This is a genomic window from Spirulina subsalsa PCC 9445, from assembly GCF_000314005.1.
GTDB classification, from domain to species: domain Bacteria; phylum Cyanobacteriota; class Cyanobacteriia; order Cyanobacteriales; family Spirulinaceae; genus Spirulina_A; species Spirulina_A subsalsa.
This window is the reverse complement of sequence record NZ_JH980292.1, coordinates 5,126,721-5,146,699: the sequence shown is the minus strand read 5'-3', so window position 1 is coordinate 5,146,699 and position 19,979 is coordinate 5,126,721. Positions and strand designations below refer to the sequence as shown.

The following is a 19,979-nucleotide window of genomic DNA, read 5'->3' as shown; positions in this document are numbered from 1 at the left end:
CCAAATAAAATGTAGGGGCTGGTTGGGTTTCGCGTTCGCTCCACCCAACCTACGAGACTTTTTTTCCAATTTTTTCCTAAATGGGGCAGGTCAAACCGCCGGATTTTTGGGAAAAGAGGATGTTTTCATGATAGTCTACGGGACAATCAATGACGCTGGGAACGTCTTGGGCGAGGGCCTCTTTTAAGATAGGAACAAGTTCAGCCGCCGATTCTACCCGATAGCCTTTTAAGCCCATACTTTCGGCCAGTTTAACAAAATCAGGATTACTGAATTTGATAAAGGCGGATTCTCCAAATTGATTAAGTTGTTTCCACTCAATCAAACCATAGCCATTGTCGTTAAAAATTAGGGTGACAAAGGGGGTGCCAACGCGGAGGGCGGTTTCTAATTCCTGACTGTTCATCATGAATCCCCCATCCCCGGTGACGGCGACGACTTTACGATCTGGATAAACCAGTTTAGCGGCTAATCCACCGGGGATAGCAATGCCCATGGCGGCGAAACCGTTGGAGATTAGGCAGGTGTTGGGGCGATCGCAATGATAATGACGCGCCATCCACATTTTATGAGCGCCCACATCAGAAATAACAATATCTTCAGGCCCCATGACTTGCCGCAAATCATAGACAATTTTCTGCGGTTTAATGGGGAATCCGGCATCCTCCGCATACTGTTCATAATCTTGGCGAATTTCGGCTTTTAAGTTGGCTGAGGTGGGGGTAGGTTTGCCATGACGATCCCCCCGTTTACTAATCTCATGGAGGGAGTCGGCAATATCTCCGATCACTTCCACTAGAGGAATATAGCTACTATCAATTTCGGCGGGATTGGTGCCAATATGGACAATGGGAATATTGCCCTCGGGATTCCAGCGTTTGGGGGAATATTCGACTAAATCGTAACCCACGGCAATCACGAGATCGGCTTTTTCAAAGGCACAGGTAACATGATCCCGTTGTTGTAGGCCAAAGGTCCAGAGGGAGAGAGGATGGGTATAGGGAATAGCTCCTTTCCCCATAAAGGTATTGACCACGGGAATATTCATTCGGGTAGTGAATTCCGTTAAGGCCTCGCTGGCATGGGCGCGAATGGCTCCATTTCCCGCTAGAATCAGGGGATTTTTGGCTTTAGAAATCACTTCGGCGGCTTTGGTTAAGCTTCGATAGGAGGCATAAATCGGTTCCCGTTGGTCTTTTTGTAAGGGTTGACCATCCACAGGCATAGCGGCAATATTTTCCGGGAGGTCAATATGCACTGCGCCGGGTTTTTCCTGTTGGGCCAGTTTGAAGGCTTTGCGGATAATCTCGGCCGTGTTGCTGGGTCGGACAATTTGGGTGTTCCATTTGGTGACGGGATTAAACATGGCCACCAAATCAAGATACTGGTGAGATTCAATGTGCATCCGATCGGTACCGACTTGTCCGGTAATGGCCACAACGGGGGCCCCATCTAGGTTAGCATCGGCAACTCCCGTCATCAGGTTAGTGGCACCGGGGCCGAGGGTGGAGAGACAGACTCCAGCTTTTCCGGTTAATCGTCCGTAAACGTCGGCCATGAAGGCGGCTCCCTGTTCGTGACGGGTCGTGATAAACTGAATCGAGGAATGTTTGAGAGCTTGTAGGATGTGTAAGTTTTCTTCACCCGGTACGCCAAAAATGTATTCAACGCCTTCGTTTTCTAAACATTGAATCAAGAGTTCGGCTGTGTTTAATTCGCCCATAATGGTTAATCCTTGCAGTAAATTGTAGGTTGGTTAAGGACAGCAGACTGCTCTAGGGGTCAGCTAGAGCAACTGCAAAATGAAGTGTCAAATCAGTACAGATCATGAGATCAAAGTTCATGATCGAAAAATTATGAAGATTCGGAGCATGAAAATGAGTCTAAAAGATGCCCTTTTATAATAGTGAATGGTCAGGGTTTGGGCGTTTTTAAGCTTGAGTTTTGTGGGAGCAGACCAACCTCCCGACTCAAGGCTTGGTTTAGACTATTTTGGCTTAGAGTAAGGGGTTCAACGAATCCAAACTGTTTTAATATTGACAAATTCTTGGATTCCTTGAATGCTCAATTCACGACCATAGCCCGATCGTTTGATACCGCCGAAGGGCAGACGGGGATCCGATTTGACTAAACCGTTGACGAAGACGGCTCCGGCTTCGATGTCGTTAATCAGGCGATCGCGCTCTCCCTCATCTTGAGTCCACACACTAGCCCCTAAGCCCAGATTAATCCCATTAGCGAGACGGATAGCCTCTTCTAGCTCCTTCACCCGAAACACTAGGGCAACCGGGCCAAAAAACTCCTCTAAGGCTCCGGGGGAGTCGGGGGGAATATCGGTGAGGATGGTGGGTGGATAGAAGTTACCGGGACGATCTAAGGGTTTACCTCCGATTAGCACTTTGCCCCCCATCGCCACGGTTTTCTCAACTTGTTGGTCAATTTCTTGACAGATGCTGGCGGTGGCTAAAGGCCCCACGTCTACATTTTCATCCATCGGATCACCCATTTTTAGGGCTTCAAACCGGGCGGTAAGTTGTTCAATAAATTGATCGGCTATACCTGTTTGTAAAATGAACCGTTTGGCGGCGATGCAGGATTGTCCATTGTTTAACATCCGGGCTGTGACGGCGGTTGAAACGGCCAATTCTACATCAGCACTGTTGAGAACAATAAAGGGATCACTGCCCCCTAATTCTAAAACCGTTTTTTTGATATATTTCCCGGCGGTGGCGGCTAAACTGGCTCCGGCGTATTCGCTCCCGGTGAGGGTGGCGGCCTGTACTCGTTCATCGGCGAGGACTTCTTCTACTTGAGAAGCACCAATGAGTAAGGTTTGAAATACCCCAGGGGGAAAGCCCGCCTGTTCTATGATCTCTTGAATGGCGATCGCACATTGCGGGACATTGGAAGCGTGTTTCAACAGTCCCACATTGCCCGCCATCAAGGCCGGGGCGGCAAAACGGAAGACTTGCCAAAACGGGAAATTCCAAGGCATGACCGCTAAAATCACTCCGAGGGGTTGATAGCGCACAAAGGCCGCGCTGCCATCACTTTCTCCCGGAATGTCTTTGAGAAAATCAGCCCCGTGATCGGCATAGTAGCGACAAACGAGGGCGCATTTTTTCGCTTCGGCGATCGCACTTTTCCAAGTTTTACCCATTTCCACGGTCATAATCCGACCGTACTCAGCACTGTTTTTTTCCAGTAGATCGGCGGCTTGGTGTAACCATTGGCTCCGCTGGGCGAATGTCGTGTTTCGATAAGCTTCAAAACTGGTCTGGGCGATCGCAATCTTGGACTGAATTTCCTCACTCGTCAATGGTGTAAAGGTTTTCAGTGTTTCTCCGGTTACTGGACTAACCGTTGCTATAGCCATTAACCCTCCCCCTTATCAGGACGGAATATTGTATATCTAGTCTAGGACTTTCGCTAGGCCAAATTTGGCGAACCGTATAATATTTAACAAATTTATTTTTTCTTTACTTTTCTTTGACTGATCCTGCACCAATTCTCATCTTCAGCCCCTTGGGATGATAAAAATCCCCCCTTCAAGATCAATACAATAGTTCCCTTGTCCAAATATGAGACAATAACCCCAACCCATTCACCGTCGATCCAACAGCATGACCACTCACCTAACCACTGATCTCCTCATCGTGGGAGGAGGAACCGGAGGAACAGCCGCCGCCCTACAAGCCGCCCGTCGGGGAGTCTCCACCATCCTAGTCAGTGAGGGGCCTTGGTTAGGGGGAATGTTAACCAGTGCCGGGGTAGCCGTACCCGATGGCAACGAATTACTCGCCTTTCAAACCGGGATTTGGGGGCATTATGTGCGCACCCTGCAAAGTCAACTCAACCTCAACACCAGTTGGGTGAGTTTATTCGCCTACCCCCCCGCCCTCGGTGCGCAGATCTTCGCCCAGTGGGTGGCGCAATGTCCCCAACTGCACTGGATTCAAGGACAAACCCCCCTCGAAGTCCATCGCCAAGGCCAACGCATCACCGGGGTTCGTTTTGCCGACTACGACATCACCGCCCAAATTACCCTAGATGGCACAGAATTAGGGGATTTACTCGCCTTGGGAGAGATTCCCCACCGTTGGGGGTGGGAGTGGCGCGGGGAGTTTGACGAACCCAGCGCGCCGATTAATGCTAATGAACTGACCCAACGCTATCCCGTCCAGTCTCCTACTTGGGTTGTGTTATTAGAAGACTATGGAGAACCTGCGCCCCCCATAGAGGCCGAGGGACTAGACTTTAGTCCCTTTGTGGGGGCATGGGAAGGGTATGGCGGGGAAAAATTCCTCACCTATGGCCGCTTACCCGAAAATTTATATATGCTCAACTGGCCACAACAGGGCAATGATTACGGCGAACAGTTAGGGCGCTTAATTGAATCCGCCAGCGCCCGACGGGACTATGAGCAAGAAGCCCAACACCATAGCCGAGCCTTTGCCCGTTGGGTGCAACAGGAGTTAAATCCCCATCTAGGTTGGGCAAAAAACGCCTTTCCTGCCCCTTCTAACGGGGGATTTGCCCTCCATCCCTATTTCCGGGAAAGTCGCCGTCTACAGGGGCAAATCACAGTCATTGAGCAAGCTATTTTACCCCAACCCTCCGGCACGGTAGCCGCCTTACCGATAGAGGGAGAACAGGTGAGTGCGATCGCCTTTGGCAACTACGCCAACGATCATCACTACCCCGGCCATGACTTCCCCCTACACCCCAAATCCCTACGCTGGGGCGGCCGTTGGACTGGCACCCCCTTCACCCTACCCTACGGTTGTCTCATTCCCGCCCAAACCGACGGCTTTTTAGTCTGTGAAAAAAATATCTCCGTCTCCCACATCGCCAACGGCTCCACCCGGTTACAGCCCACCGTCCTCAACCTCGGACAAGCCGCAGGCATGGCCGCCGCCCTCTGTATCGAGTTAAACTGTCAACCTCGGGATCTCCCCCGGCGCACCCTTCAAGAAGCCCTCCTAACCGATCCAACCGCCCCCGCCGCCCTCATCCCCCTATTCAACCTCCCCCCCCACCATCCCGACTGGTTACAGTGGCAACGGTATTATTTAGACCACCCAGACCAGTATCCCCTCAATGGCAATTGTCCCTGTTCCCCCTGTCCTTCCCCCAGCCTTGGCTCATCTTATCCGGGGGATTTAGTTTACCAAGGAGACAATGATTATCGTTTTACCCCCCTCCAGAGTCAGGACACTTGGCAAGTGATCACTATTGACCCCTTAATACAAGAAGAACTGTTAAATTGTCCCGCTCATTCCCGTTTAATCCTGACCGGACAATATAATGCCAGTGGGGGCTGGTTATTGGTCAATCAAATACAGTCCCGTTGAGTTGCCCAATTGAGATAGATCATTAACAACCCCGCCCACCAGAGGAGGGGGTTTCTCGGAGGAAGATCATGACCTATTTAACCAACGAAGAACCGCAAACTAGCCATTATCTGTGCATTGGCTGTCCCATGGGCTGTCGTTTAGAAGTCGAAGAAGCAGAAGGAAACATCGTTGAAATCCGAGGCTTTTCCTGTAAACGGGGGGAACAATATGCCACCCAAGAACACACAGAACCTCGTCGGATGGTGACAACAACAGTCCAAGTCGATGATGGCATTTGGGCGCGTTTACCCGTCAAAACCCAAGAACCGATCCCCAAGGATCGGGTGGTGGAACTTTGTCAAACCCTGCGCCAAGTTAGAGTTCAGTCTCCTGTGACCTTGGGAGACGTGATTTTGCCCAATGCTTTAGGATTAGGGGTAGATGTAGTGGCATCTCGGAGTATTTGAACCGAAACCCATTGGACAGTCCTCGCTCTGGCCTTAATGGGGAACATCCAGAAAGCGGGTTTTTGCTAAGGATTAGTGGGAACAATTACAGAGGGCTTGCTGAATAAGTCCGAGAGTTGGGGAATCGGGAGTCGGGAGTCGGGAGTCGGGAGTCGGGAATAGGCAATCGTGCCAGTTTTAGATGATCTGTTCCCTGTTAAGAGTTCCCTGTTCCCTTGTTGAGCCTAGCATAGGCGTGTTATTCAGCAGACCCTACAGATTTGATGCTCCCCGCTCTTGCGTCAAAATGATTAAGTCAACTGCCCCACTCCACTTGTGGCATGGGGCTTGTAACTAACCTGCATTGGCACAAGTTTATTCTAGCCAACCTACCTGAGTCGTGCAAAAAAGGCTCGGCTGCAATCGGGATAGGACCATAGCCCAGAGTTCACGTCTCATTAGGACTCGCGAGAGGCAGAGGGGCTAACTGTTATCCCGATATACTGTTGGCCGGCGAGCGGGGTATTGAACCTCATCGCCAGCCTTGCCTCTCATCCCTACCCAGAAGGGGATGGGGTTTTCTCGGCTATCTTTATAAACTGGGAGTGTCAAAATGATTAAATGAATCATCCATGTTTGCACAGCTCTCAGAAACCCGAATGCACTGGATTCGCTGGGGATTGACGATCGCCTGGCTCCTGGTGATTGCCTCCCTATTTTACGATCCTTGGACTCGGGCCTTCACTGAACCGGATCACCCTTGGAGTCCCTTGCGGCTAGCGGATGCCTGTGTGGAGGTGCAGGGAGAATGTTTAGCCCAGCAGCCCTATCCTTTGGGAACAACCCTCTTCTGGGGGGCAATTGTACCAAGTGCCATTTTTATTTTATTAGTCTTTGGCCATGAGTTATGGCGGCGGATTTGTCCCCTCTCTTTCCTCTCTCAAATCCCCCGCGCTTTGGGATGGCAGCGTCAATTTAAGCGGGAGAATAAAAAGACGGGTAAAGTGCGTTATGAATTGGCCAAGGTTCAAGGCGATTCTTGGTTAGGGCGAAACTATATCTATCTCCAATTTGGTTGGCTTTTTGTGGGGTTATGTGGGCGCATTTTGTTTTTTAATGCGGATCGTCTTGTGTTAGCAAGTTGGGTTTTATTCACCATTGCTATGGCCATTTTTGTGGGCTATTGGTACGGGGGCAAGTCTTGGTGTCAATACTTTTGTCCGATGGCTCCGGTGCAAAGTATCTACAGTGAACCGGGGGGGCTGTTGGGTAGTAAAGCTCATACCAGTGAGCCATTGATTACTCAATCTATGTGTCGAACAGTGCTATCGGATGGGAAAGAACAGAGTGCTTGCGTTGCTTGTCAAAATCCCTGCATTGACATTGACGCTGAACGCACCTACTGGAACAGCTTAAACAAACCCGAAACCCAATTTCTACGCTATGGCTATGTGGGGTTAGTGATTGGCTATTTTAGCTATTACTATCTCTATGCAGGCAACTGGAACTATTATTTTTCTGGGGCATGGCTGGGACAAACGGATCAACTGGCTTCCCTATTGAATCCCGGACTTTACCTCTTTGGGCAGGTGATTAATATTCCCAAATTGGTGGCCGTGCCGCTTGTGTTGGGGACCTGTACCGCTCTTGGCTATTGGGGGGGACGGTGGATTGAAAAACGGGCTAAATCCTACAGTCGGCGACATCACATAAGGATTGAAACCCTGCGCCATCGGATTTTTACCCTTTGTACTTTTGGCATTTTTAACTTTTTCTTTATCTTTAGTGGTCGTCCTTTAGTGCAGCTTCTCCCGGTTTCGGTGCAATATCTCTATGATCTCGCTTTAGTAACGCTCAGTACCCTCTGGCTTTATAAAACTTGGCGGCGGAGTCCTGAGCTTTATTCCCGTGAAAATCTGGCCAATCGCTTCCGCAAACAGTTGGAAAAATTGCAATTGAATGTGGGATCGTTTTTGGAAGGCCGGGCGCTGAGTGATCTCAATACCCATGAGGTGTATGTGTTGGCGAAAGTGCTGCCCGGTTTTACCCGTGAGAAACGACATCAGGCCTATAAGGGGGTGGTGCGAGACGCTTTGGCAGAGGGTTATGTGAACTATTCCAGCAGTTTGGAAATTTTGCAGCAAATGCGCCAAGAGTTGGGCATTACGGATGAGGAGCATCGGATTGTTTTAGAGGAATTGGGCATTGAGGATCCAGAGTTGCTCAATCCAGATCGTCAACGTAGTTTAGAGAATCAGATTCGCTTGACGGGCTACCGGAAATCTTTAGAACGGTTGCTGCGACTCCAACAGCAACAGCCCGATCCCAAGGTGTTATCATTGCAAGATTCGGCGGATGTTCGCTCCCTGGGCCGCCAATATTCCATCACGCCCCAAGAGGAAGAATGGATTTTGAGTGGTTTTTCTCCGGATGCTAGTTTGGTGAAAAAGGCGGAATTTCTGCTTGCCCAACTCCCTGCATTAATTGACTGTTACCGCGCCCTCAATCAGCCTCTGTTACGGGAACATCAAGGGGTGTTAACGTTGCTGCGGGAAAATATCAGTCACAAAAAAGAACTGATTGTGCGATCGCTCCTCGAAACCCTAGAACAACTCCAAACGGATTCCGTCGCCCTCACCCTAGCGGGGGGGTTACAACAGGCCTCCCCTGCCATTTTAGGGGAGCTTTTAGAGCGGGAAAATTGGCGCGATCGCCTCTCCCCGGAAATCCTGCAATACCTCACCCAGCCCGGAGTAACCCCCGCATCCTGTTCCCTTGATCTCTCCCCTGAGATCATTCTGGGTCATTTAGAAGCCCTGCTTGAAGATCCCAATCCAATGGTTCAGGCCGCCGCCCTTTATCTAATTGCCCAATGGGAAACCGAACGGAGTCAGGCGATCGCACGCCAGCATGGTCATGAGTTCAATTCTCTCCTCCTGCGGGAGATGGTGGATCTTCTCCTATCCTGGCCCTCCTCCTCCCCCACTCACCCCACTCTCAGCGATTTTCCTGGCTTAGAAAAATCCGTTTATTTATTGAACAGCGATTTCTTCCACCGGATGCAGAGCGAAACGTTAATTGCTCTGGCAGATCGGGCAGTGGTGAAAGTCTATAACCGAGGGGATGTAATCACAGAAGCCGGAGATACTTGTCGGGAACTCCTGTTATTAATTGAAGGAGATGCCAATATTCACTATCAAACAGGAGGGGAGAGGCGAGTGGAGCAGTTGCACCCCGGACAAACCCTAGACGAGTTAGAGGTATTAACCCATAGCAACTCAGAAAATACCATCGTGGCGGATAGTGAAACTACCCGCATCCTCGCCATTCCGGTGGATGCCTTTGATGATTTACTGGATCATGATCCTGACTTTGCCCGACGAGTTCTAGAGTTAGAAAGTCGGCAACTTCAGCGATTCGTGCGCTCAGTTCAGGTTCCAGGGTGATCTGTTGCGCCTTTTGGGGAATAGGGAATAGGGAAACAGTTATAAGTCAAAGCATTGGGAGTCGGGAAAATGTGGTTGTGTCCAAAATTGTCGTTTTAAAACTTAAATTTCATCGGGATTAATCCCGTTTTCCAGGAGTAAGCGTCGAAAACGTTCCGCTCGTTCTTCTGCTGCTTCTCTAGCTTGCCGTTCCCGTGCTTCCCGTTGTTCGGCAGATTCTCTAGCTTGCCGTTCCCGTTCTTTGGCTTGCCGTTCCCGTGCTTCCCGTTGTTCGGCGGACTCTCTAGCCCGTCGTTCCCGTGCTTCCCGTTGTTCGGCGGACTCTCTAGCCCGTCGTTCCTCTTCCGTCGGCGTAGGAATCCAATCCCCCGAACTCCCATAGAAACGTAACCATAAACGATTCACATTCTCATAAGTCCCTTGCCACAAACCCACTCCTAATTCCAATCCCTCCAACCACCAGCGATTCTCCCTTACTTCTACCTCCACATAGCGAGGGGATTCTGCTGTTGCTCCCCTTTCTAACTCAAACCCTCGAAAACCCCCCATCGTCCGGTCATATACTACATAGTAGGGAACCCTCAGAATCTGCTCATACACCTCCCATTTGGTCGGTGTTCCATCCGCCTCCGCTTCTACTTGTCCTAAATCCTGACCTTGGGTACTTGGGGATAATAATTCCACTACCAGAGAAGGGCTAACTCCTTCTTGCCACACTACATAACTTAAGCGCAAGTCTCGATTTTCGTATAAGCGAGGCACTCCCACCACCCCAAACCAGTCGGGGCGTTTATATCGTCTGGTGTGGTTCTCATCGTAATAAACATTGAGATCCATTGCCGAAAAAACCTGTTCTGGGTCGTAATTGCCCGGTTGAAATGTTAGACGCAGTAATTCGGCTTGTAGGGGGTGGAATTGGTCGGGCAAACCCGGTTCTCCTACTTCTTCACTGGGTAGCTCATACATTGTAGGCAGGGTTTTCTGCCTTGGGGTGAGATTAACCATAGCACAGCCATCAGGACATTTTGACTCATCCTATCGTTTTAGAACTTAAATTTCATCGGGATTAATCCCGTTTTCCAAGAGTAAGCGTCGAAAACGTTCCGCTCGTTCTCTCAGTGAGATCAAGTGATTCGGTTGTTACCCAAGTTATTCCTTGTGATGTTCCCTAGGACTTGAGAAAATGTACACAGGCTTAAGTTGTCAAAATTGCCTATTCCCTATTACCTCCCCCCCCTGTTCCCCTTTCTTAAAATCGACCATACAGCCCCGGAATGGTGTATTGAAACTCCATTAACCCTTGATACCCGGACTCTTGCGCCAGTTGCTCGGGGAAGCGAATTCCTGAGATGAGGCGATCGCCAAATTGCCAAGTCGGGAAGGACTCAATCCCCACCTCCCGGCAGAGTTCCGGTTGTCCATTTTTGCCCTGACTGGCACACTCGACATAATCAATTTTCCCAAACGCCTCCTTGCCGAACAGCAATTTTTGTTCCGCACAGTGAGGACACCAATAGGCCCCGTACATTTTCACCCCTTGGGTGGTCAAATGTTCCGCTAGGGCTATTTCCGCCGCCCCGGAAGTCGTCGTTACGGGCCAACCCATCCCCGGTTCCGGCAAGGTGGTTAATTTGGGGATGGGGATGCGGCCATCGGTGACGGTGGGGGGCGTTTGAGCGTAAAGAAACCCCGCCCCTGTCCAGATAATCACGGCCGCTAACAGACCATTGAGGGCAATTTTCCCCAAATTTTGCCAACTCTTCCCCCACAGGGTCAACAGCAAGAAACTAAGGGAACAAAGGGCTGAAATGGTACAGTACAGACAGAAGGTTTTCAGTTCAAAGACTAATATAGAGACTAAGTAGGCGCTAAAACTGGTCATGGCGATCGCACCCACCAGCAACCCCTGACCTGTGACCCGCTCAACCCCGGCTCTCAGGGTTTTGTTTTCCACGGGGTCTACAAGATAAGGACTCAGGGCTAACCCCCCCATAATGGCATAAGCACATAGACCGATAATTGTCAAGGGGATACCCAATAAAGTTGCATAGGAACTGTCGAGGGCGGTTTGACAGGAACTGACAGCTTCCGGGGAAGCAGCCAAACAACTAACCGGGTGTCCGGTGAACTTCGCCCAGGTCAAGTATCCGGTGACGGTCATTCCCAAAAAGGCGATCGCGCCAATCACAGGGCGGATCCAAGATTTCACTAGCATAACTGCGTCAATTTGTCTGAAAGTTATTGTCTTTTCTGGTCAACTTCAACAATTCTTTATCAAAACGATCAAGATTTAAGTATTTTTCCTCAACCTTCAACAATTCTTTACCCAACTCATCTCCCTATCCTCTCAACCTTCTCGGGATTTTATCCTATGATCATAAATAAAATACAACGTTAAAAAAATATTACAGATAAATCCGATTAGTGAAAAGCCGATTACTGAATAGTATCGTTTTAAACAAAACCCACTCTCCTGTGGTGAAACTCACCCAAGAGCATCAACCACAAAAATACCAAAACCCTCCCAATACACCAATGCACGGGGAACAGCCAACACCGAACAATTTAGAATCTATCTTAGGGATTTACCACAAGCAGCAATTTACCGGGCGTTTAGATGTTGAAGTCAGCCCCGGACAGCACTGGAGCTTATATTTGACCCTAGGCCGTTTTTCTTGGGCGACAGGTGGAGTCCATCCCACAAGGCGCTGGCGTAGGCAGATGATTCGCAATGACCTACTCAGCAGTGCTAGTAAAGTCCGCCTGCGCCAAAATGACCGCTTTGAATGTTGGGATTACCAAGTCCTAACCCTATTAGCCCAGCGTCGGATTGCCAACGGGGAACAGGTGATTGCCGTTATTCGCGGCACCGTCACCGAAGTTTTATTTGAGATTCTTCAGGCCACCCAACTCGCCACCTTAAGCCAAGTGGCCGCCCGTTCCCCAGATCAAGGAGGAGAACCCAATCCTAGTCATGGCAATGGGGAGGAACTCATTAAAATTGTTCCGGCTCTGGGCGTGCGCCCCTCCAACACAGACACCGGGATTTTACCCCGCAACTGGACCTTAGAGATTCAGCCCGCCCTCGACATGACCCAAAAAGTTTGGGAATACTGGGCAAAATCCGGTCTAGCCCTTTGTTCGCCCAATTTAGCCCCCGTTTTGACCCAGCAGGAGAAATTACAAGAAAAAACCTCTGCCCAAGTTTATAAACACCTAGTGGAATTGATTAACGGGAAGCGCACCTTAAGAGATTTAGCCGTTTTAACCAAAAAAGACCTGTTAAGTTTAACCCGCTCCTTGCTACCCTATCTCCGCGCCCATTATATTGGCTTAGTGGAAATTGCCGATCTTCCTGAACCCAATTTAAAAATCGCCAACGCTGCCCGTCCAAGTGCAGAAAAACCCCTTGCCCCCGAACAGGATTTAGTCGTGTGTGTAGATGATAGCCCCCAAGTCTGTCAAATGATGGAGGAATTGCTCACCAATGCAGGCTATAAATGTATTACAGTTCAACAGGCGGTAGACGCGTTACCTGTAATTTTAAAGAATAAACCCGCCCTCATTTTTTTGGACTTAATGATGCCCATTGCCAGTGGCTATGAAATCTGTACCCAAATTCGTCGAGTTGCCATCTTAAAAGAAACTCCAGTAATTATCTTGACAGGCAATGATGGAATTGTGGATCGGGTCCGGGCGAAAATTGTAGGTGCAACCGACTTTTTAGCCAAACCCATTGATTCAGAAAAAGTCCTAAGTGTAATTCGGAAACACACCAAAACAACCAACATGGTCGAGTCTTAAAAAGGAATCAGTAAACCGTCACAAATTATTAATTATCAATTTTCCCTTGCGAAAACTAGCACAACAGCAAGTTTTTGATCAATTAAGAAAAAGAAAACGCTACAATTCCACAAAGCCTTACATGATGATAATCCCGATATGGTTGCTTCCGCCCAACACCCTATAGACTTGATTTTATCTGAACTGGGTCGCTATGCTCAGGACAAGTTCACAGGCAAAGTGACTATTAACCTGACCGCCCAAGAGCAATGGGTGTTATATTTGAGCATTGGGCGCTTGGTTTGGGCAATGGGCGGCAAGCATCCTGTACGACGGTGGCGACGGCATTTATTAAAACATTGCCCCCAAATTAACCCGGGTCAGATGTCCCTGCGACAAAATGACTTAACCGAATGCTGGGACTACAATATTTTGGTTTTATTGGTGCGTCGTCAACTTTCCCAAACGGAGCCGGTGTTAAGCACCATTCAGGGGATTGTGAGTGAAGTGGTCTTTGATATTTTACAAAATGCTAGCCTAATCCCCCGGGCAACTTCGGCGATTCCTGCCATTTCAATTCAAGAATCCCCGGGAGTACGTCCTTCCCATTTGGGTGTATTACAGAACTCAATTTTAGAATTGGAGGGCATTGTAGAAACGGTACAACGCCAGTGGCAGCAGTGGGAAACGGCCGGCCTTAAGAGTATTTCCCCCAATGTTGCCCCGGTGATTAACAGTTTGCCTGAGTTAGAAGAGGAAACCTCTCCAAATGTTTATAAAAATTTAGTCACCCTGATTACGGGCAAGCGCACCCTGCGGGATTTAGCTTGGATGATGAAACAAGACGCTATTGATGTGACGCGCTCTTTAGTTCCCTATATCCAGCAGAGAATTATTGGTCTGCACAGTTTACCCGATCTCCCCATCCCCAGTTTTCTCACCCCTCCCGCCAATACCGTCACCCCACCCCAAGAACGTCGTCGCCCTACTCCCACCCCGCCCCCAAAGTCGGTTCAAAAAGCCCTGATTGCTTGTATAGATGATAGTCCCCAAACTCGTCAGGTGATGGAGGAAATTTTTACCGAGGCCGGATATGGGTTTCTGCCCATTGCCGATTCGCTGAATGCCCTGCCCTTACTGATTCAATATAAGCCCCAACTGATTTTTCTGGATTTAGTGATGCCCATTGCTAATGGCTATGAACTCTGCGCCCAAATTCGCCGGGTGGCTCAACTGGAAAAAACTCCGGTCATTATCTTAACGGGACGGGATGGAATCGTCGATCGTGTCCGTGCGAAAATGGTAGGGGCTAATGATTTTATGTCTAAACCCATTGATGCCGAACGGGTTCTAAAAACCGTGCAGCGTTTCGTGGAAACGACAAGTTGACAACTCCCCTAAGCCTAATCCGTAGTTCCCGGATGACCAAAAACCCTTAGATTAATCACTATCCATTCCTCAATATGACTCAAACTTCTCCCTCTAACCCTTCTCCCACTGTTTCCACTCAGCCACTAACCGATCCCCCCTTGCTGTTTGAAGGCAAGACTCCCGATAATGGGCGGCAAGAAGAAACCCAGCGCAACCCAAAATTAACCTTTCCCGATGCGGCCGGGTCTTTGCGCAATACCCTAGAACAGCATTTCCAACAGGTGCGCTCCTCCTTAGCCCGGATTCGGGATCAAATGAGTCAGGCCACCACATCAGAAAGCCTGCTGAATCTGACGACGCAACATTTACAAGAACTTACCCAGGCTTCCCGGACGTTGGTTTATCGCTTCACCAGTGACAGTCAAGGGGAGGTTTTAGCCGAAAGTGTAGACCGGGGCTGGACTCCGGCACGGGGTGAAAGCTTGCCTGTGGCGTTTTTTGGCGCAGAACATCAAGGGGATTATCAACGTTTGGACTGTAGCACGATTGATTATGTGGCGACTAACCAGGTCACGCCCTATCAATTGCAATTGTTAGAGAAATTTCAAGTCCGCTCCAGTGTGAGTTGTCCGATTTTGCTCTCCGGGCAGATTTGGGGCTTGTTGACGGTGCAGCAGTGCAATGAAGCACGGCGCTGGAATCAACAGGAGATTAACTTAATTGAACAAATTGCTACGGCCCTCGCTCTGCATTTGGTGGCCTATGAATTTGGCGATCGCTTACAAAAACAAGCCCAACGGGAAAAGACCGTGGCTAAAGTGATTGACCGCATTCGTCGTTCCCTCGATATTAAAACCATTTTTCAAACCACCACCCAAGAAGTGCGCCAACTCCTCAAGGCCGACCGGGTGGGAATTTACCGCTTTAATAATGATTGGAGTGGCCGCTTTGTGGCGGAGTCTGTCACCGGGGGCTGGGCTTCCCTGATGCAAAACCCGCCCCAAGATGCCTTACTGCAAGAGAATAGCGAAGATTGCAACCTTCAGTTAATGATCGGTCCTAAAGACCCCAAAAATCGCCCGATTAAAAACCGCACCCGTGGGGACATTGCCGACACCTATTTAGAACGGACGAAGGGGGGCGCCTATACCCGAGGGCAAAAATTCCGGGTGGCTCATGATGTCTACGCCCAAGACTTCCCCCCCTGTTATATTGAACTGCTCGAACGCTTTCAAGCCCGGGCTTATCTCACGGTGGGGGTCTATCAAGGGGATAAACTCTGGGGATTATTGGCGACCTATCAATGTTCTGGACCTCGCCAGTGGCAGGAGGAGGAAATCGCGCTGGTGGGGCAGATTGCCGACCAGTTGGGGGTTGCCCTACAACAGGCCGCTTCTCTGCGTCAACAACGGTTACAGGCCGAACAGTTAAAGCAGGCGGTGGAACGGGAGCGGGCGATCACACTGGTCAGCGATAAAATTAAACAGTCCCTCGACACCCAGACCATCTTTAAGGTAGCCACGGAAGAGATTCGCAAGTTGTTAAAGTCCGATCGGGTGGTGATTTATCGCTTTAATAAGGATTGGAGTGGGCAGTTTTTGGCCGAATCCGTCGCCCCCGGCTGGTTATCCCTTCTGGGCGCTCAGGAGACGGATGAGCGCATTTTAGCCGGAACCCAGGGCAATATTGACACCGACGGCTGCACGATTAAACAGATGCGGGTCAAGGAATTGGCCGCCCAAGACACCTATCTCCAACGCACCAAGGGGGGAACCTACCGCCAAGGGGAAAAATTCCGGGTGAGCAATGATATCTACCAGTCCGGTTTTCCCGATTGTTATATTGAGCTACTAGAAAGTTTCCAAGCCAAGGCCTATATTACGGTTCCCATCTTTTTGGGGGATAAACTCTGGGGTTTATTGGCGAACTATCAGTGTTCTCGCTCCCGGGTCTGGCAGGATGAGGAAATTAACCTGGTGGTCAACTTGGGCGGCCAGTTGGGGATTGCCCTACAACGGGCGGAGGATTTAGCCCAAGTGAAAGCCCAAGCCCAACGCTTAGAAGAGGCCGTCAAACGGGAACGGACCATTGCGGTGGTCAGTGACAAAATTAAACAGTCCCTGAATACAGACACCATTTTTCGTATTGCCACCCAAGAGGTGCGAGAACTGCTGAAAGCCGACCGGGTGGGGATTTACCGCTTTAATCCCGATTGGAGTGGGGAATTTGTCGCCGAGTCGGTGACGGGGAATTGGAAGTCCTTGTTACGAGAGCAGTATGAAAACGAAAGTTTACTAGAAGCGACTAAAGTCAATATTGACACCGAAGGCTGCACGATTAAACAAATGACGACCAAGGAAGTGGTCAGCAAGGACACCTATTTAGAACGGACGAAGGGGGGAACCTACGTTACGGGGGATAAATACCGGGTTTGTCATGATGTCTATGGGGCAGGGTTTCCGCGCTGTTATTTGGAACTGTTGGAGCGTTTTCAAGCCCGGGCTTATGTGACGGTGCCAATCTTTTTAGGCAAGAAATTATGGGGCTTGATGGCCAGTTATCAATGTTCGGGGCCTCGGCAGTGGACCTCGGAAGAGATTAATCTGGTGGTGAACTTGGGGGCGCAGTTAGGGATTGCCTTACAACGGGGGGAAGATTTGGAGCAATTGCGGCTCCAAGCCCAGAAGTTGGAGGAAGCGGTGGAACGGGAACGGGCGATCGCACTTCTTTCCGACAAAATTAAACAATCCAGCGAGATCAAAACCATTTTCCGCATTGCTACGACGGAAGCGCGGAAGGTGTTTAAATCCGACCGGGTGGGGGTTTATCACTTTAATGAGGACTGGAGTGGGGAATTTGTGGCGGAGTCTGTGGGGGCCGATTGGTTGCCCTTATTGGGGGCGCAGTTTGAAGATGGGAGCATTTTAGAACAAACCCAGGCCAACATCGACACGGAAGGTTGCACCATTAAACAGATGCGGGTGTCTCAGTTAGCCTCCCAAGACACCTACCTCCAACAAACCCAAGGGGGAACCTACCGCAAAGGGGAACAGTTCCGCGCCAGCAATGATATTTATGAGTCGGGGTTTCCTCCCTGTTATGTGGAGTTATTGGAGAGTTTCCAAGCCCGCGCCTATATTACGGTGCCCATCTTTTTGGGGGATAAACTCTGGGGCCTAATGGCGAATTATCAATGCTCTGGGCCTCGGCAGTGGGACGATGCGGAAATTAAGTTAATGGTACAGTTAGGGCTTCAGTTAGGGATTGCCCTCCAACGGGCGCAGGATTTACAAACCCTACAAGACCAAGCCCAACAGTTAGCCCAAGCGGCCGAACGGGAAAAGGCGGAGCGCCAATTGTTACAACGGCGGGCGATTGAACTCCTCTCGGCCGTGCGTCCGGCTTTGGAGGGGGATTTAACGGTGCGAGCGCCCCTTTCAGAAGACGAGTTAGGCACCATTGCCGATGTGTACAACAACACCCTGCAAAGTTTGCGCGCCATTGTGATGCAGGTCCAGACGGCCACGGCACGGGTCGCGGAAACCTCGGCCGGGAGTGATGCCCAAATCCGCAATTTAGCCGCCCAAGCCCAAGAACAGGCCCAAGAGTTAAATGAGGCCTTGGCGGAGGTGCAGAAAATGGTTAATTCGACCCAAAACGTAACCCAAAACGCGGCGGCCATTGAGCAGGCGGTGCAGAATGCCAACCAAACGGTTCACTCTGGGGATGCGGCGATGAATCGCACGGTGGAGGGGATTCTGGCGATTCGGGACACGGTAGCCCAGGCCTCCCAGAAGATTCGCGAGTTGAGTGAGTCCTCCCAAAAAATTGATCGGGTGGTCAATTTGATTAGTGATTTTGCCACCCAGACCCAATTGTTATCCCTTAATGCGGCCATTGAGGCAACCCGGGCGGGGGAGTACGGACGGGGGTTTGCGGTGGTGGCCGATGAGGTGCGGTCTTTAGCGCGTCAGTCGGCCAGTGCGACGTTGGAGATTTCCAACTTGGTGGCGGAAATTCGTCAACAAACCAGCGAGGTGATTAAGGTGACGGAGGCGGCTATTTCTCAGGTCAGTGTAGGGACAACGTTGGTAGAGGAGACGAAGGGAAATTTAAATGCGATCGCGGCGGCAACGGCACAGATTAGCGAATTAGTGGCCGGGATTACTCAAGCGACGACGGCGCAGTTGGAGCAGTCTAAATCTGTCACCCAAACCATGCGAGAAGTGGCCCAGGTGTCTAATAGCACGTCGGTTGCTTCGGTGCAGTTGTCGAATACCTTCCAAGATTCTTTAGCCACGGCTGAACAGTTACAGGAGGTGGTGCGGCAGTTTAAGGTCAATTAGGGCTTGCTCAATAACTGGGCTAGGGAACGGGGAGCAGGGGGGCAGGGGAGTTGATAATTATTACCTATTACCTAGGGTCTGCTGAATAACACCAGATGCTAGGCTCAATAAGGGAACAGGGAACTCTTAACAGGGAACAGATCATCTAAAACTGGCACGATTGCCTATTCCCGACTCCCGACTCCCGATTCCCCAACTCTCGGACTTATTCAGCAAGCCCTACCTATTCCCGACTCCCGATTCCCAATTCCCAATTCCCGATTCCCGACTCTGGGAAGCAAAAACCTTTAAAACGGCTCGGAATCCCCTAAAAACGGTTGATTCGCCACCTCAGTTAAGCCCACAGACTCCAGCAACTGTGACCATAATTCGGGGTAGTCTTGACGGCGTTCGGCTAATATCTTGAGCGCATCCAACCACGCGCCATTCTGGGCGTAAATTTGCGCTTGGGTGAGGGAATCCCGAGTGCGGGCAATTTGCCGATCTAAAACCCAATTTCTGGGTAAACGGGTGAGGGTGCCTTGAATATAGGAATCGCTTTCTCGATTTTGCCAGTCACAAATCAAAGCAAATTCCCAGAGATACTCCTGATTCGGTTCTAAAATCCCCGGCAAGGACACCGAGATCACCCCTTCCCCTTCAGGTAGCGTGACAAACTCGTGGAAAATCGTTTCCCCATCTCCTGCCCTGACCACTGTTAACTCTACCTCTTGGGCTGAACTGGAGGGAACATATACAAATAAACTGGGGTTGCTTTGAGTTGTGGTGCCAGTGGGTAAAACCACCACCTGATCATCTTCTACATCGGGTTCCCGGGGAGTCGGGAATAGCACCTGTAAGGGCGGCATTACTTCATCATAACAAGCATCAGGGCCGCGCAAATATAGGACATCATCCGGTATTCGAGAGGGAACAGGCGCAACTATCGGGGGAGCCGGAGCAATGGGGGCTGTCGGTGAACCCCGTTGAGGATCATCAAAGGGTTCAGGTTCCGTCATCCGAGTACCGGCGGGAATCGTCCGGGAGGGAGTCCCACGACGGGGCGGCCGAAATTCTATCGTCTGTTGCAGTTGAGCAAAAACCGGAAAAGCCAGACTCGCGCAGAGGAAAATAAACAGATAAACTCCAACGCGACGGATAGAACGTAACCTTGGTTGATTCCTCATGATCCGTTACCCCACACAATGGCTGCTACCTCGATTATGGCTCACGAATCGGGGGAATAGGGGAATTGAGGATGGATTCCCGTGA

General features: G+C 50.2%; 11 protein-coding genes. 6 read left to right on the top strand and 5 right to left on the bottom strand.

All coding sequences use genetic code 11. The features are described 5' to 3' along the window. Positions 1 to 76: 76 nt before the first annotated feature. Complete coding sequence (locus SPI9445_RS0123365) at positions 77 to 1,723, bottom strand: acetolactate synthase large subunit (protein WP_017307226.1); 1,647 nt, start codon at positions 1,721 to 1,723, stop codon at positions 77 to 79. Positions 1,724 to 2,011: 288 nt separating this feature from the next. Beyond that, positions 2,012 to 3,376 (bottom strand): NAD-dependent succinate-semialdehyde dehydrogenase, encoded by a 1,365-nt coding sequence (locus SPI9445_RS0123360; protein ID WP_017307225.1) that lies wholly within the window; start codon positions 3,374 to 3,376, stop codon positions 2,012 to 2,014. 247 nt (positions 3,377 to 3,623) lie between these two features. Between SPI9445_RS0123360 and SPI9445_RS0123355 the strand changes: the two genes are divergently transcribed. From SPI9445_RS0123355 to SPI9445_RS0123345, 3 genes are all read left to right on the top strand, one after another. Continuing rightward, positions 3,624 to 5,354 carry an FAD-dependent oxidoreductase gene (locus SPI9445_RS0123355; protein WP_017307224.1) on the top strand — a complete coding sequence of 577 codons (1,731 nt, stop codon included), beginning with the start codon at positions 3,624 to 3,626 and terminating at the stop codon, positions 5,352 to 5,354. Between the two features lie 68 nt (positions 5,355 to 5,422). Continuing rightward, positions 5,423 to 5,803 (top strand): DUF1667 domain-containing protein, encoded by a 381-nt coding sequence (locus SPI9445_RS0123350; protein ID WP_017307223.1) that lies wholly within the window; start codon positions 5,423 to 5,425, stop codon positions 5,801 to 5,803. Positions 5,804 to 6,414: 611 nt separating this feature from the next. Further along, complete coding sequence (locus SPI9445_RS0123345) at positions 6,415 to 9,228, top strand: cyclic nucleotide-binding domain-containing protein (protein ID WP_026080050.1); 2,814 nt, start codon at positions 6,415 to 6,417, stop codon at positions 9,226 to 9,228. A 102-nt stretch (positions 9,229 to 9,330) separates the two neighbouring features. Here SPI9445_RS0123345 and SPI9445_RS0123340 read toward each other — a convergent pair whose 3' ends face one another. Both SPI9445_RS0123340 and SPI9445_RS0123335 read right to left on the bottom strand, forming a co-directional pair. Next, entirely contained in the window at positions 9,331 to 10,194 is an 864-nt protein-coding gene (locus SPI9445_RS0123340) for a Uma2 family endonuclease (RefSeq protein ID WP_017307221.1), read from the bottom strand. Between the two features lie 283 nt (positions 10,195 to 10,477). Next, the gene (locus SPI9445_RS0123335) at positions 10,478 to 11,437 is read right to left on the bottom strand and encodes a vitamin K epoxide reductase family protein (RefSeq protein WP_202803762.1); all 960 of its coding nucleotides are present in this window, start codon (positions 11,435 to 11,437) and stop codon (positions 10,478 to 10,480) included. A 215-nt stretch (positions 11,438 to 11,652) separates the two neighbouring features. On the opposite strand from SPI9445_RS0123335, the gene SPI9445_RS0123330 reads away from it, so the two are divergent. The 3 genes from SPI9445_RS0123330 to SPI9445_RS26790 all read left to right on the top strand — a co-directional run bounded on the left by SPI9445_RS0123330 (position 11,653) and on the right by SPI9445_RS26790 (position 18,728). Then, positions 11,653 to 13,032: a response regulator gene (locus SPI9445_RS0123330; protein ID WP_017307219.1), complete on the top strand. Its 1,380-nt coding sequence runs from the start codon at positions 11,653 to 11,655 to the stop codon at positions 13,030 to 13,032. Between the two features lie 138 nt (positions 13,033 to 13,170). Continuing rightward, positions 13,171 to 14,400 carry a response regulator gene (locus SPI9445_RS0123325; protein WP_017307218.1) on the top strand — a complete coding sequence of 410 codons (1,230 nt, stop codon included), beginning with the start codon at positions 13,171 to 13,173 and terminating at the stop codon, positions 14,398 to 14,400. A 74-nt stretch (positions 14,401 to 14,474) separates the two neighbouring features. Then, positions 14,475 to 18,728, top strand: coding sequence for a GAF domain-containing protein (locus SPI9445_RS26790; protein ID WP_017307217.1), 4,254 nt, complete (start codon positions 14,475 to 14,477; stop codon positions 18,726 to 18,728). A 287-nt stretch (positions 18,729 to 19,015) separates the two neighbouring features. On the opposite strand, the gene SPI9445_RS0123315 is transcribed toward SPI9445_RS26790, so the two are convergent. Further along, complete coding sequence (locus SPI9445_RS0123315) at positions 19,016 to 19,894, bottom strand: DUF928 domain-containing protein (protein WP_017307216.1); 879 nt, start codon at positions 19,892 to 19,894, stop codon at positions 19,016 to 19,018. Between the last annotated feature and the right edge of the window lie 85 nt (positions 19,895 to 19,979).

Coding starts and splice junctions, on each gene's coding strand:
- SPI9445_RS0123355 (WP_017307224.1), top strand. CDS start 3,624: ATGACCACTCACCTAACCACTGATCTCCTCATCGTGGGAGGAGGAACC.
- SPI9445_RS0123345 (WP_026080050.1), top strand. CDS start 6,415: ATGTTTGCACAGCTCTCAGAAACCCGAATGCACTGGATTCGCTGGGGA.
- SPI9445_RS0123360 (WP_017307225.1), bottom strand. CDS start 3,376: ATGGCTATAGCAACGGTTAGTCCAGTAACCGGAGAAACACTGAAAACC.
- SPI9445_RS0123350 (WP_017307223.1), top strand. CDS start 5,423: ATGACCTATTTAACCAACGAAGAACCGCAAACTAGCCATTATCTGTGC.
- SPI9445_RS0123315 (WP_017307216.1), bottom strand. CDS start 19,894: ATGAGGAATCAACCAAGGTTACGTTCTATCCGTCGCGTTGGAGTTTAT.
- SPI9445_RS0123340 (WP_017307221.1), bottom strand. CDS start 10,194: ATGTATGAGCTACCCAGTGAAGAAGTAGGAGAACCGGGTTTGCCCGAC.
- SPI9445_RS0123325 (WP_017307218.1), top strand. CDS start 13,171: ATGGTTGCTTCCGCCCAACACCCTATAGACTTGATTTTATCTGAACTG.
- SPI9445_RS26790 (WP_017307217.1), top strand. CDS start 14,475: ATGACTCAAACTTCTCCCTCTAACCCTTCTCCCACTGTTTCCACTCAG.
- SPI9445_RS0123365 (WP_017307226.1), bottom strand. CDS start 1,723: ATGGGCGAATTAAACACAGCCGAACTCTTGATTCAATGTTTAGAAAAC.